The sequence below is a fragment of the Streptomyces sp. NPDC024687 genome (assembly GCF_055559055.1).
On the sequence record NZ_JBVHLJ010000015.1, the window covers coordinates 37,697 to 50,932 of the forward strand.

At 69.6% G+C, this 13,236-nt stretch carries 10 protein-coding genes and 1 riboswitch; of the genes, 4 read left to right on the forward strand and 6 right to left on the reverse strand.

Annotation, left to right across the window (positions count from 1 at the left end; translation table 11 throughout):
- Positions 1–578: 578 nt before the first annotated feature.
- The 4 genes from ACZ39I_RS38620 to ACZ39I_RS38635 all read right to left on the reverse strand — a co-directional run bounded on the left by ACZ39I_RS38620 (position 579) and on the right by ACZ39I_RS38635 (position 5,327).
- On the reverse strand, positions 579–1,274 hold the full coding sequence (locus ACZ39I_RS38620; protein ID WP_467249961.1) for a GntR family transcriptional regulator: 696 nt from the start codon (positions 1,272–1,274) through the stop codon (positions 579–581).
- 188 nt (positions 1,275–1,462) lie between these two features.
- Complete coding sequence (locus ACZ39I_RS38625; protein ID WP_467249963.1) at positions 1,463–2,215, reverse strand: M23 family metallopeptidase; 753 nt, start codon at positions 2,213–2,215, stop codon at positions 1,463–1,465.
- Positions 2,216–2,228: 13 nt separating this feature from the next.
- Positions 2,229–2,395: riboswitch (cyclic di-AMP (ydaO/yuaA leader) on the reverse strand.
- A 203-nt stretch (positions 2,396–2,598) separates the two neighbouring features.
- Positions 2,599–3,987, reverse strand: coding sequence for a M16 family metallopeptidase (locus ACZ39I_RS38630; RefSeq protein ID WP_467249965.1), 1,389 nt, complete (start codon positions 3,985–3,987; stop codon positions 2,599–2,601).
- Entirely contained in the window at positions 3,984–5,327 is a 1,344-nt protein-coding gene (locus tag ACZ39I_RS38635; RefSeq protein WP_467250110.1) for a M16 family metallopeptidase, read from the reverse strand. Before ACZ39I_RS38635 ends, ACZ39I_RS38630 begins: the two co-directional genes overlap by 4 nt.
- Positions 5,328–5,654: 327 nt before the next feature.
- Here ACZ39I_RS38635 and ACZ39I_RS38640 point away from each other — a divergent pair, with 327 nt between their 5' ends.
- Positions 5,655–8,117, forward strand: a complete 2,463-nt coding sequence (locus tag ACZ39I_RS38640; RefSeq protein WP_467249967.1) for a DNA gyrase/topoisomerase IV subunit A — start codon at positions 5,655–5,657, stop codon at positions 8,115–8,117.
- On the opposite strand, the gene ACZ39I_RS38645 is transcribed toward ACZ39I_RS38640, so the two are convergent.
- Positions 8,114–9,211 (reverse strand): CobW family GTP-binding protein, encoded by a 1,098-nt coding sequence (locus tag ACZ39I_RS38645; protein WP_467249969.1) that lies wholly within the window; start codon positions 9,209–9,211, stop codon positions 8,114–8,116. The two genes, ACZ39I_RS38640 and ACZ39I_RS38645, sit on opposite strands and share 4 nt — an antisense overlap.
- 322 nt (positions 9,212–9,533) lie before the next feature.
- Here ACZ39I_RS38645 and ACZ39I_RS38650 point away from each other — a divergent pair, with 322 nt between their 5' ends.
- Positions 9,534–10,070 (forward strand): DUF6082 family protein, encoded by a 537-nt coding sequence (locus ACZ39I_RS38650; protein ID WP_467249971.1) that lies wholly within the window; start codon positions 9,534–9,536, stop codon positions 10,068–10,070.
- A gap of 187 nt (positions 10,071–10,257) precedes the next feature.
- A complete protein-coding gene (locus tag ACZ39I_RS38655) occupies positions 10,258–10,494 on the forward strand; it encodes a hypothetical protein (protein WP_467249973.1) in 237 nt (78 codons plus the stop codon).
- Between the two features lie 164 nt (positions 10,495–10,658).
- On the opposite strand, the gene ACZ39I_RS38660 is transcribed toward ACZ39I_RS38655, so the two are convergent.
- Complete coding sequence (locus ACZ39I_RS38660) at positions 10,659–11,825, reverse strand: citrate synthase/methylcitrate synthase (protein ID WP_467249975.1); 1,167 nt, start codon at positions 11,823–11,825, stop codon at positions 10,659–10,661.
- A gap of 112 nt (positions 11,826–11,937) precedes the next feature.
- Between ACZ39I_RS38660 and ACZ39I_RS38665 the strand changes: the two genes are divergently transcribed.
- Positions 11,938–13,200 carry a citrate synthase gene (locus tag ACZ39I_RS38665; protein ID WP_467249977.1) on the forward strand — a complete coding sequence of 421 codons (1,263 nt, stop codon included), beginning with the start codon at positions 11,938–11,940 and terminating at the stop codon, positions 13,198–13,200.
- Positions 13,201–13,236 lie beyond the last annotated feature (36 nt).

The following is a 13,236-nucleotide window of genomic DNA, read 5'->3' on the forward strand; positions in this document are numbered from 1 at the left end:
TGGAGCTAAACCTATGAACGACAACTCAGCGATACCCGAGAGTCTAGACGTGACCATGTGGCGCCGTCAATATCAACTAGACGCTCTGGCAAGGGAATGGGAGACCGAAGCTCCGTTGAGCGGGGTGACCTGCCACGTCGCCCTGCGCCTACGGGCACCTACGGACCTTCCGTCTTCAGTCTTTCCATGTCACGGACCGCTCACCTGCGGAAACACCTCATTCCCGGATCTTGTGTCAGCCCTGCGGCCATCTCGGCCATCTCGGCCATCTCGGCCATCAGCGCCCGAACGCCGGCGCCACTCCTGTCCGGCTATCGCGGCCTACACGGCCACCGCATTCTCCACTCCGCCTTCACAAGCGATCATGATCGCGGAGGCTCTCCCCATCCCGCAGCCATCCCCATTGAACTGCACAGACACCTCAACGATCAAAACTTGCAGCTGCGTGCCAGAAGATGCCTGCCACACGTCCTGAAGGGCTCGCCCGAATTGCCGGGCGAGCCCTTCACCCTTCCCCGTACAGGCAGCAAAAATAATGGCCCCTCAAAGTACTTTTTCTTTGCTATACGGCGCCCGCGTTAATTCCGCAGGCTCGGCATGTTTACGCCATGTTGCGAATTCCTCACCCGCTCCCCGCGGTCGCCGCCAGAGGAGAACCGCAGCCGGTGCGCGGCAGACATACGCTCGGTATGCAGCGCCGTGATAGCCCGCGCGCGCTCACCGTCCCCGCGCGCCACCGCGTCCACGATCGCGCCGTGCTCCGCCCAGGACTCCACCGGGTTGGCGGGCGCCTCCACCACGTACATCCAGGCGATCTTGTGCCGGAGCTGGGTCAGCATCGAGGTCATGGCAGGGCTGCCGGAGGCCTGGGCGAGCGTCTCGTGGAACCAGCCCCCAAGGGAGCGCAGATCCTCGCTGTTGCCTTGCCTGGCCCGCTCCTGACCCAGCCGGACCAGGCCGCGCAGCACCTTCAGATGGGCCTCGGTGCGCCGCTGGGCGGCCCGGGAGGCGCCGAGCGGCACCAGCAGCATGCGCATCTCCAGGAGGTCGGCGCCCTCCTGGTCGGTCGGTTCGGCCACGCACGCGCCCGCGTGGCGTCGCGTCACCACGAAGCCCTCGGCCTCCAGTGTGCGCAGGGCCTCCCGGACGGGGACGCGGGAGACGCCGTAGCGGCGGGCGAGCAGTTCCTCGGTGAGTCGGCTGCCGCGCTCGTAGACACCGGCGACGATGTCGTCCCGGATAGCCGTGCATACCGAGTGCGCCGGAATACGCATGTCCGACCTCCGTCTTAGTCCCCTTGAAACGTCGCCGATTGACGTGTGTTCAGTGACTCTATTGCAATGAGCGGGAATTTCCGACGGCGGACCGGAATCCAGGGATATTTTTTGGACAGCGGGGCACTGTAAACGCGGAAACCCCGGCTCGGAGGAGCCGGGGCCGAAGAAGATCTCGCGGTACGTCGTCAGACACTCACGCCGTGCGAGCGCAGATAGGCGACGGGGTCGATGTCCGAGCCGTACTCGGCGGTGGTGCGGGCCTCGAAGTGCAGGTGCGGCCCGGTGACGTTGCCGGTCGCGCCGGACAGGCCGATCTGCTGGCCGGGGGTGACCGACTGGCCGACCGAGACGCCGATGGACGACAGGTGGCCGTACTGGGTGTACGTGCCGTCGGCCATCCTGATCACGATCTCGTTGCCGTACGAGCCGCCCCAGCCGGTCTCCACGACGGTGCCGCGGCCGACCGCGTGGACGGAGGTGCCGCTCGCGGCGTGGAAGTCGACGCCGGTGTGGCTGCCGGAGGACCACAGGGAGCCGCCGGTCTTGTAGCCGGTGGAGATGTAGGAGCCGGAGATCGGGGTGACGAAGCTGTTGAGGCGCTTGCGCTCGGCCGCGCGGGCGGCGCGCTCTTTGGCCTCGCGCTCCTCCTTGGCCCGTGCCTCGGCCTTCCTCTTGGCCTCCGCCGCCGCCTTCTTCCGCTCGGCGGCCTGCTGTTGGGCAGCGGCCTGGGCGTCGAGCTGATCGGCGAGGGAGTCGCCGACGCTGACGACGGGCATGAGCCCGGTCTGCTCGACGGAGTTCCCGGCGGCGAGCGCCGGAGCGGCGAGGGTGCCGATGACGCCGGTGGTGGCGAGGGCCGCGACGCCCGCCGCATTGGCGGTGGTGCGCTTCATCCGGCTGGGACGACGGTGCTTCCCGGCGGCGCAGGTGAACGCCATGTAGTGGGTGGTCCTTTCCTTCCTTCTCGCCTACCGGGTTAGCTGACGGGTTCGGAGCAGGAAGGTCTCCTACGGACCCCCTCGCAGCGCGCGCGGGCGTCCGATTCACCCCAGGGACAACGCATGTGGGTCCCCGGCTCCCCTGGCTCGCGCCATGCGGGGACTCGGCGATGACTGTCCGGTGCCGCGGACGCGGCGCAGTGCCTGACGAACAGCCGGGATGACGCTAAGCGGGCCGACTTTCAATCCCCAAACCGATCACGGTTTTTGTAGCGCATCCCACAGGCAAGACAGGCAACCTCCTGCCCAATTCGGACATCTAAGGGCCCTGGTGACGCTTCCGTCACCAGGGCCCCTGTGCGGCGCCTGCTCTGCCGGCCCCTCTACTCGGCCGACACGACCTTGACCTCGCCGATGCCGAGGGCCGCCACGGGCTCCTTGATCGCGGCCGCGTCGCCGACCAGGATCGTCACCAGACGGTCCACCGGGAACGCATTCACGACGGCCGCGGTGGCCTCGACGGTGCCCGTCGCGGCGAGCTGCTGGTACAGGGTCGCCTGGTAGTCGTCCGGCAGGTGCTGCTCGACCTGGTCGGCCAGGGTGCCCGCCACGGCCGCCGCCGTCTCGAACTTGAGCGGCGCCACGCCGACGAGGTTCTGTACGGCGACGTCCCGCTCGGCGTCGGTGAGGCCGCCCTCCGCGAGCGTGCGCAGCACGGTCCACAGGTCCTCAAGGGCGGGACCGGTGTTCGGGGTGTCGACGGAGCCGCTGATGGCGAGCATCGCGGCGCCCGAGCCGTCCGGGGCGGACCTGAGGACCTGCCCGAACGACCGCACGCCGTAGGTGTAGCCCTTCTCCTCGCGCAGGACACGGTCCAGCCGGGAGGTGAGAGTGCCGCCGAGGCAGTATGTGCCGAGCACCTGCGCGGGCCACACGCGCGCGTGCCGGTCGGCGCCGATACGGCCGATCAGCAGCTGCGTCTGGACGGCGCCGGGGCGGTCCACGATGACGACCCGGCCGGTGTCGTCGGCGGTCACCGGCGGCATGGGGCGCGGCTGGGCCGTGGAGCCGGTCCAGGAGCCGAGGGTGTCGCCGAGCAGCTCGTCCAGATCGATGCCGGTGAGGTCGCCGACGACCACGGCGGTCGCGGTGGCTGGCCGTACGTGCTTCTCGTAGAACCCGCGCACCGCCGCGGAGTCGATGTTCTCGACCGTCTCCTCGGTGCCCTGGCGCGGGCGGGACATGCGCGAGTCCGCCGGGAACAGTTCCCGGGAGAGCTCCTTGGCTGCGCGGCGGGACGGGTTGGCGAGCTCGTGCGGGATCTCGTCCAGGCGGTTGTTGACGAGCCGTTCGATCTCGCTGTCCGCGAAGGCGGGTGCCCTCAGGGCGTCGGCCAGCAGACCGAGCGCCTTGGCGAGGCGGGAGGCCGGCACTTCGAGGCTCAGCCGGACGCCCGGGTGGTCGGCGTGCGCGTCGAGGGTGGCGCCGCATCGCTCCAGTTCGGCGGCGAACTCCTCGGCGGAGTGCTTGTCGGTGCCCTCCGAGAAGGCGCGCGCCATGATCGTGCCGACACCGTCGAGGCCGGCCGGTTCGGCCTCCAGAGGAGCGTCCAGGAGCACCTCGACGGCGACGACCTGCTGGCCGGGGCGGTGGCAGCGCAGGACCGTCAGGCCGTTGTCGAGCGTCCCGCGCGTGGGGGCCGGAAAGGCCCACGGCCTGGCGTCGCCCGCCTGGGGCTGGGGGTGGAAGTCCATCGCGGCGAGCTCGCTCACTGGGCCGCCTCCTCGTTCTCGTCCTGGTCGGCGGGGGCTTCGGCAGTGGTGGGTTCGTACACGAGCACCGCCCGGTTGTCGGGGCGCAGCTTGGCCTTGGCTACCTTCTGGACGTCCTCGGCGCTCACCTCCAGGACGCGCTCCACGGCGGTGAGGGCGAGCTGCGGGTCGCCGAACAGGACGGCGTAGCGGCACAGTTCGTCGGCGCGGCCCGCGACGGTGCCGAGCCGGTCCAGCCACTCGCGCTCCAACTGGGCCTGGGCGCGCTCCATCTCCTCGGCGGTCGGGCCCTCCTCGGCGAACCGGGCGAGCTCCTCGTCGATGGCGGCCTCGATGACCGGCACCTCGACGTCCCCGGACGTCTTCACGTCGAGCCAGCCCAGGGAGGGCGCACCCGCCAGGCGCAGCAGTCCGAAGCCCGCCGCGACGGCCGTACGGTCGCGCCGTACGAGACGGTTGTAGAGGCGGGACGACTCGCCGCCGCCGAGGACGGTGAGCGCCAGGTCGGCCGCGTCGGCCTCGCGGGTGCCGTCGTGCGGCAGCCGGTAGGCGGCCATCAGCGCGCGCGCGGGGACCTCCTCCTCGACGACCTCGCGCAGCTGCTCGCCGATGATCTCGGGGAGCGAGCCGTCACGCGGAGCGGACTTGCCGTCGTGCGAGGGGATGGAGCCGAAGTACTTCTCGACCCAGGCGAGCGTCTGCTCCGGGTCGATGTCGCCGACGACGGACAGGACGGCGTTGTTGGGGGCGTAGTACGTCCGGAAGAACGCGCGCGCGTCCTCCAGGGTGGCCGCGTCCAGGTCGGCCATCGAGCCGATCGGCGTGTGGTGGTACGGGTGGCCCTCCGGGTAGGCGAGCGCGGTCAGCTTCTCGAACGCGGTGCCGTACGGGACGTTGTCGTAGCGCTGCCGGCGCTCGTTCTTGACGACGTCGCGCTGGTTCTCCATCGACTCGTCGTCGAGGGCGGCCAGCAGCGAGCCCATGCGGTCGGCCTCCAGCCAGAGGGCGAGCTCCAGCTGGTGGGCCGGCATGGTCTCGAAGTAGTTGGTGCGCTCGAAACTGGTGGTGCCGTTGAGCGAGCCGCCGGCGCCCTGGACGAGCTCGAAGTGCCCGTTGCCGTGGACCTGCTTGGAGCCCTGGAACATCAGGTGCTCGAAGAGGTGAGCCAGGCCGGTACGCCCCTTGACCTCGTGGCGCGAACCGACGTCGTACCAGAGGCACACCGCCGCGACCGGGGTCAGGTGGTCCTCGGAGAGCACCACGCGCAGCCCGTTGGCCAGGCGGTGCTCGGTCACTGTCAGGCCCCCGGTGCCTGCCTTGTCTGTGGCCGTGTGACCCATGGGCATGTACGTCCCTTCGATCGCGGTCGCGGTCCTTGAAACCGCGGTTTTGCTGCCGTTCCCGCCACTGTATGCAAGCGTGCGGCCCCCCGGTGAAGTTCCCGCAGCGCGTAAGCCCACAGCGGATCGCGTAGCCTGCGGGCAACCGTGAGCAGCACGCTGTGCGGTCGCCGGGCCGTGCGGCTCAGCCGGGCCCTGGCCCGGACTGTCAGTGCCGCGGTCCACAATGGTCCGCGTCAGAACCTGTTCACGCTTCAGCAAGAGTGAGCCGAAGGGCCGACGTGAGCGACCCGTAGGCGAGCGACCAGAAAAGAGGAGCCGGCAGCGATGGCCCGCCGCAGCACGAAGACCCCGCCGCCCGACGACTCGTACGAGGAGCGGATCCTCGACATCGACGTCGTGGACGAGATGAAGGGCTCCTTCCTCGAGTACGCGTACTCGGTCATCTACTCCCGCGCGCTCCCCGACGCCCGCGACGGCCTCAAGCCGGTGCATCGCCGCATCGTCCACCTGATGAACGAGATGGGGCTGCGCCCCGACCGCGGCTACGTGAAGTGCGCGCGCGTGGTCGGCGAGGTCATGGGTAAGTTGCACCCGCACAACGACTCGGCCATCTACGACGCCCTGGTGCGCATGGCCCAGCCGTTCTCCATGCGGCTCCCGCTGGTCGACGGCCACGGCAACTTCGGCTCGCTCGGCAATGACGACCCGCCCGCCGCCATGCGGTACACCGAGTGCCGGCAGGCCGCCGCGGCGGCGAGCCTGATGACCGAGTCGATCGACGAAGACACGGTCGACTTCGCGCCCAACTACGACGGCCAGGAGCAGGAGCCGGTGGCCCTGCCAGCCGCCTTCCCGAACCTCCTGGTCAACGGCTCCTCGGGCATCGCGGTCGGCATGGCCACCAACATGGCGCCGCACAACCTCACCGAGGTCATCTCGGCCGCCCGCCACCTGATCCGCTACCCGGACGCGGATCTGGACGCCCTGATGCGGCACATCCCGGGCCCCGACCTGCCCACCGGCGGCCGGATCGTGGGCCTCTCCGGCATCCGGGACGCCTACGAGACGGGCCGCGGCACCTTCAAGATCCGCGCGACGGTCGCGGTGGATACGGTGACCGCGCGCCGCAAGGGCCTCGTCGTCACCGAACTGCCCTTCACGGTCGGCCCAGAGAAGGTGATCGCCAAGATCAAGGACCTGGTCGGCTCGAAGAAGCTCCAGGGCATCGCCGATGTCAAGGACCTGACCGACCGCGCGCACGGCCTGCGCCTGGTCATCGAGATCAAGAACGGCTTCGTGCCGGAGGCGGTCCTGGAGCAGCTCTACAAGCTGACGCCGATGGAGGAGTCCTTCGGCGTCAACAACGTGGCGCTGGTCGACGGACAGCCCCTCACCCTGGGCCTCAAGGAACTCCTGGAGGTCTACCTCGACCACCGCTTCGAAGTGGTGCGCCGCCGCAGCGAGTTCCGGCGCACCAAGCGCCGCGACCGGCTGCACCTGGTCGAGGGCTTGCTCACCGCCCTGGTCGACATCGACGAGGTCATCCGCATCATCCGCTCAAGCGACAACTCCGCGCAGGCCAAGGAGCACCTGATCGAGCGGTTCTCGCTGAGCGAGATCCAGACCCAGTACATCCTGGACACGCCCCTGCGGCGGCTCACCCGGTTCGACCGCATCGAGCTGGAGTCGGAGCAGGACCGGCTCAACGCGGAGATCGCGGAGCTGACCCGGATCCTGGAGTCGGACGCCGAGCTGCGCAAGCTGGTCTCCACCGAACTGGCCGCGGTGGCCAAGAAGTTCGGCACCGAGCGGCGTACGGTCCTGCTGGAGTCGGGGGCGAACGCTCCGGCGGCCGCGGTTCCCCTGCAGGTCGCGGACGACCCGTGCCGGGTGCTGCTGTCCTCGACGGGCCTGCTGGCCCGCACGGCGAACAGCGAGCCGTTCCCGGAGGACGCCGACGCCAGGCGTACCAAACACGACGTGATCGTCTCGGCAGTGCCGGCCACCGCGCGGGGCGAGATCGGCGCGGTCACCTCGTCCGGCCGCCTGCTGCGGCTGAACGTCATCGACCTGCCGCAGCTCCCGGACACCGCGTCGGCCCCCAACCTCGCGGGCGGCGCCCCGCTGTCGGAGTTCCTCTCCCTGGAGGACGGCGAGACGCTGATCTGCCTCACCACGCTGGACGAGTCCTCGCCCGGTCTGGCGCTCGGCACCGAACAGGGTGTCGTCAAGCGCGTGGTCCCCGACTACCCGTCCAACAAGGACGAGTTGGAGGTCATCACGCTCAAGGAGGGTGACCGGATCGTCGGCGCGGTGGAACTGCGCACCGGCGACGAGGACCTGGTCTTCATCACCGACGACGCCCAGCTCCTGCGCTACCAGGCCTCGCAGGTCCGTCCGCAGGGCCGTCCGGCGGGCGGTATGACGGGCATCAAACTCACCGAGGGCGCCAAGGTCATCTCCTTCACCGCGGTGGACCCGGCGGTGGACGCGGTCGTCTTCACGGTCGCGGGCTCGCGCGGCACGCTCGACGACTCGGTCCAGACGACGGCCAAGCTCACGCCGTTCGACCAGTACCCGCGCAAGGGCCGCGCCACCGGCGGTGTCCGCTGCCAGCGGTTCCTGAAGGGCGAGGACTGCCTGTCCCTGGCCTGGGCGGGCGCCGTCCCGGCCCGCGCCGCCCAGAAGAACGGCACGCCGGCCGACCTCCCGGAGATCGACCCGCGCCGTGACGGCTCGGGCGTGTCGCTGGCGAAGACGGTGTCGGTGGTGGCGGGGCCGGTCTAGGCCGGTTCCTCAGGGTCCTCTTCGGTGCCCTGTACGTAACGCAGGACGCCCCACATGCCGGCCTCGTCGGCGTGCGGGGCGTCTGTCGTGTGCGCCCTGCACGCCTCCAGATCCTTGCTGAGGGCGGGTACGTCGATGCCGGAGCCGATGAGGACGAGCTGGGTGAGACGGGCGTCGCCGGGTGCCCATGCCTCCGGGTAGAACCGCAGAAACCGCCCCACGGCATGGACGGCGTAACGGTTGCGGACGTCGTACGGCCCGAAGTCGACGTATCCCTTGATCCGATAGAGGCCTTCGGGGCGGCTGTCGAGGAAGCCCATGAGCCGGCGTGGGTCGAGGGGGGTGTCCGAGGTGAAGGACAGGCTGTCGTAGGCGGAGTGCAGATGCCCCGCGTGGTCGTGGTTGGCCTGGTCGCTGTCCGGGTCGTCGTCGTGGTCGTGCAGGTCGTCGAAGGAGAGCTGTCCGATGCGCTCCTCGCTGGGCCGGCAGTCGAAGAGGAACTCGGGGTCAATACGGCCGTAGGTGGCCGGGACGACGGCGGCGCGGTCGACGAGGGACCGGACGACCGCCAGAACCCGCTCGGCGTCCTGGGGGGCCGCCCGGTCGAGCTTGTTGACCACGACGAGGTCGGCGAGTGCGAGATGCCGGTCGAGCTCGGGGTGCCGGGCGCGGGTGTCGTCGAACTCGGCGGCGTCGACGACCTCGACGAGGCCGCCGTAGACGATGTGCGTCTCCTCGCTGGCGAGCACCGTGCGGACGAGTTCCTGCGGCTCGGCGAGACCGCTGGCCTCGATGACGATGACGTCGATTCCGGTGTCGGGGTGGGCGAGCCGGGAAAGGTACTGGTCGAGTTCGCCGACATCGACCGCACAGCACAGGCAGCCGTTCCCGAGGGAGACGGTGGAGTCGCCGAGCGCGCCGGCGACGGCCATGGCGTCGATCTCGATGGCACCGAAGTCGTTGACGATGGCTCCGATACGGCTGCCGCCGCTGCGGTGCAGGAGGTGATTGAGGAGCGTGGTCTTGCCGGACCCCAGGAATCCGGCGAGCACGACGACCGGGATCTGCCGGGGGCTCACGCTCGGCTGACTCAACGTACGACCTCTTTCGCGCTGCTGCGTGCACCGGATCGCGGTCCCGGCGCACGTACGAGCTTTGAATGCCGGACCAGGATACGAGCCGGAATAATCACCGCGAAGTGAACGATTGTTAGCAGCACTGGCGGGGCAGACGTTGGGCAAGGCGCCGGTTCGTGCGACCCTCACTTCCCTCCGTGCGCCTCCTCTCCGCCTCCCCCGCCGATCAGAGCCGCTCGGCACCCTGGGAGACGGCAAGCGCCGCCCACCGCTCGCCGGTCCCCATCAGTCGACCCGCACCCCGACGACCGGCGGACGGCCGTTTGAATCGGGGATTGACATGGCCACACAGAAGTCTGGGATACGAGGGCTGGGCTCCGCCGCAGCGGCAGGGGCTGCTTTCGCCGCAGGGGCTCTCACCATTGCCGCCGCCTACCAGCACTGGCAAGAGGCTCACGCCTCACGTGCACAGCGGCTGGAGATCCAGCGTGCCCGACTTACGGATTACCAGCGTCTCCAGTTACGCCTGCTCGACAAGGCCATAGACGATCCACAACTGGCGGCCGTGATGAGCACGATCGAAACCACGTCCTCTGGGGAGCGGCGGCAGTACCTCTTCGCGAACGCCTTGTACGTCAACGCCGTCTTCGGCTACCGCATCGGAATCGCCGACCTGGACGAGTTGCGTAGCCACCTTCGCATTTTGGTCCGGAACACTGTCTTCCGCTCGTATTGGGAGGCCACACGCCCTCACCGAGCGAGCCTCCGGAACGACTCGGAAGAAGGGCGTGTCGGCAGGATGGTGGACTCCCTCATTCGCGATCTGGATGAGAGCGACACGGACGAGTGGTGGGTAGTGGGTGAGCCTCCGGGGTGAACTTCCAGGGTGAATCTCACGCCGCCTGATGGGGCCTGAACTGCGGCCAACGGCCTGCCCCATGCGGCCAGTTGGCCGACACAGGCGGCTGACCGAGTGGTATCGTTCCGGTAAGGTCCGACCTCTTGAATCACTCCAGCAACACGGAAACATCTGAGCAACATCGAGGCCTGAGGATCGGATCCCCTTGAAAATCGTGCGCCGTATCGGCGCCTCCCCACGTGAGCGCGGCAGCATGTCCGGCGAGTCCTGCCCGGACATCTTCGAGCTCAGCGACGGCAACTTCGCGGTCATCGGAACCGAAGCCACCGCAGAGCTCGACACTCTGCTTCCTGCCGATGCCTCCCGCGCCGACTACGAGCGGATCGTCATCGTGAGCCGGGAAACCCTGGTTCGCGCCAAGGACGACATTCCGGAAGCCTGACACTTTCCCGGGCAACGATCCCACCCCGCTTCGTTCCCCGACCCGCCCCCGACCGCGCCCGACCGAGGAGCGGCTCGGCTGTTCGAGCAACACTGACACCCGAACCATTGCTCAGCCATCCTTAGTGAGCCCGGCGCCAGAACGGCACCGGGCCTCATTCACCTCTAGGCCATCACCGGCACCGCCACCGGCGCCTCCACCCCCACATACCGCGCCACCGGCCGAATGATCTTCGAGTCCGCCGCCTGCTCCAGGACGTTGGCGCTCCACCCCACCACCCGCGCCGCCGCGAACGTAGGCGTGAACATCTCGCGGGGCAGCCCGCACAGCTCCATGACCACGCCCGCGTAGAACTCCACGTTGGTGTGCAGTTCCCGCCCCGGCTTCAGTTCGGCGAGGATCGCCTCGACATGGCGTTCCACCTCGACGGCGAAGTCCACTCGGGGCCCGCCGAACCGTTGGGCGACCTCCCGGAGCATCCGCGAACGCGGGTCCTCCGTGCGGTAGATCGCGTGACCGAAGCCCATGATCCGTTCGCCGGCGAGTACACGCTCACGGATCCAGTGGTCGATACGGTCGGGCGTGCCGATCGCGTCCAGAGTGTCGAGGGCCCGGCTCGGCGCTCCCCCGTGCAGCGGCCCGGACAAGGCGCCGACGGCCCCCACCAGACACGCCACCACGTCCGCCCCTGTCGACGCGATGACCCGCGCCGTAAAGGTTGATGCATTGAAGCCATGATCAATGGTCGAGATCAAGTACTGCTCGATCGCCCGGACCCGCTGCGGCTCCGGTTCCGCGCCCGTCAACATGTAGAGGTAGTTCGCCGCGTACGAGAGATCCTCACGTGGCTCCACCGGCTCGAGCCCCTCACCCAGCCGGTGCAAAGCGGTGAGCAGCGTCGGCACCGCCGCGGCCGCCGCGAGCGTGTCCCGCCGTCGCTCGTCCGGGCCGATGTCGTACACCGGCCCGAATCCCTTCGCCGCACCGAGCAGCGACAAGGCCGTGCGCATACCGGCGAGGGGGCCCGACCCTCCGCTCGCCGCCGCGATCGCGGGCAGCGCCGCCCGCACCTCGTCCGGCAGTCGCCGCAGTGCCGCGGTCTCGGCGCGGAACGTCACGGCCTGTCCGGCGTCCGGCAGTTCGCCCTGGAACAGGAGATGCCAGACGTCCTCGAAGCAGCGGGTCTGCGCGAGCTCGACGGCCGAGTACTGGCGGTAGTGATAGAACCCCTCGCGCCCCCGGACGTCCCCGACCTCGGTGTCGGTGACGACGACTCCGGCGAGTCCTCGCGGTACGTCGACGAGTGTGGTTGCGGATCTGTTGACCGACATGATTCCTCCCTGGACTTGATTCGACTGTCCATGGTTGACTCATTCTCTGTCAATATTGATTGAATCAACATGCCCTAATCAACCCACCCGGCTGCGGATACGGTGACCTCTTATGCGCGACCAAACCCCCCTCCCCGGCCCCGCCGACCACCGGCTCAGCACGAAGGAGGCCGCCGAACTGCTGGGCGTGAAGCCCGAGACCGTCTACGCCTACGTGAGCCGCGGCCAGCTCAGCAGCCGACGCGTTCCCGGCGGGCGGGGCAGCACCTTCGACGCCAAGGAGGTGGAGGCCCTCGCCCGGCGCAACCGCCGGGAGGGCGGCGGGAGTCCGGGCTCCGGCGGTGAACTGTCCGTACGGACCCGCATCACGTTCATCGACCGGGACCGCTACTACTTCCGGGGCGTCGACGCGACCGAACTCGCCGCGCGCCACTCCTACGAAGAGATCGCGGAGTGGCTCTGGACGGGACGTATGCAGCCTGGCGTCACCTTCACCGCGCCCGACGCCACGGTCGACACGGCCCGCCGCGCGGTGGACGCGCTGCCCGAACACACCGGCCCCACAGACCGGTTGCGCGTCGCCGCGATCGCCGCCGCGGCGGCCGACCCACTGCGTTTCGACCTGTCCGAGGAGGCCGTGCTCGGGAGCGCCCGGACCCTGATCCCCACCCTTGTCGCCGCGCTGCCACCCGTGCTCCACGACCGGCGCCGTGACGACGGCCGGCTGGCCTCCCGGCTGTGGACGCGGCTCAGCGGACGCAAGCCCGACGAGGCGTCCCTGCGCGCCCTGGACACCGCACTGGGCCTTCTCGTCGACCACGACCTCGCCGCCTCGACCCTCGCGGTGCGTGTCGCCGCATCGGCGCACGCGCACGCGTACGCGGCCGTGTCCGCCGGACTCGGCGTCCTGGAGGGCCCCTTGCACGGCGCGGCCAGCGGGCTCGCCCACAAGCTGCTGCTCGACGTGCTCGACCGCGGCGACGCGGCCCCCGTGATCTCGGAGGAGCTGCGGGCCGGCCGTCGCATCCCGGGCCTCGGTCACCGGCTCTATCCGGGCGAGGACCCACGCGCGCGTGCCCTGTTCACCCTCCTGGAGGAGATCCCGCGCGCCGAGCCCGCCCTCCTCGCGGCCCGCGACATCGTGGCCACCACCGCCCGCCACGCCCCCCTGCACGCCAACGTCGACCTGGCCCTGGCCGTGCTCACCGCCTCCTCCGGGATGCCGGCCTCGGCCGGCGAGACGGTCTTCGCCGTCGCCCGTACGGCGGGCTGGATCGCGCACGCGCTGGAGGAGTACGGGGAACGCCCGCTGCGGATGCGCCCGAGCGGCACCTATGTGGGCCCGAAGCCGCCCCAGCCGCTGCCGGAGCCCTGACACAGGCCCGGCCGGAAGTCGCCGCGCGTCAAGTCA

What these genes read in the sequence shown, in the direction of transcription:
- ACZ39I_RS38625 (WP_467249963.1), bottom strand. Translation starts at nt 2,215, where the DNA reads ATGGCGTTCACCTGCGCCGCCGGGAAGCACCGTCGTCCCAGCCGGATG.
- ACZ39I_RS38660 (WP_467249975.1), bottom strand. Translation starts at nt 11,825, where the DNA reads ATGTCGGTCAACAGATCCGCAACCACACTCGTCGACGTACCGCGAGGA.
- ACZ39I_RS38640 (WP_467249967.1), top strand. Translation starts at nt 5,655, where the DNA reads ATGGCCCGCCGCAGCACGAAGACCCCGCCGCCCGACGACTCGTACGAG.
- ACZ39I_RS38650 (WP_467249971.1), top strand. Translation starts at nt 9,534, where the DNA reads ATGGCCACACAGAAGTCTGGGATACGAGGGCTGGGCTCCGCCGCAGCG.
- ACZ39I_RS38665 (WP_467249977.1), top strand. Translation starts at nt 11,938, where the DNA reads ATGCGCGACCAAACCCCCCTCCCCGGCCCCGCCGACCACCGGCTCAGC.
- ACZ39I_RS38635 (WP_467250110.1), bottom strand. Translation starts at nt 5,327, where the DNA reads ATGGGTCACACGGCCACAGACAAGGCAGGCACCGGGGGCCTGACAGTG.
- ACZ39I_RS38620 (WP_467249961.1), bottom strand. Translation starts at nt 1,274, where the DNA reads ATGCGTATTCCGGCGCACTCGGTATGCACGGCTATCCGGGACGACATC.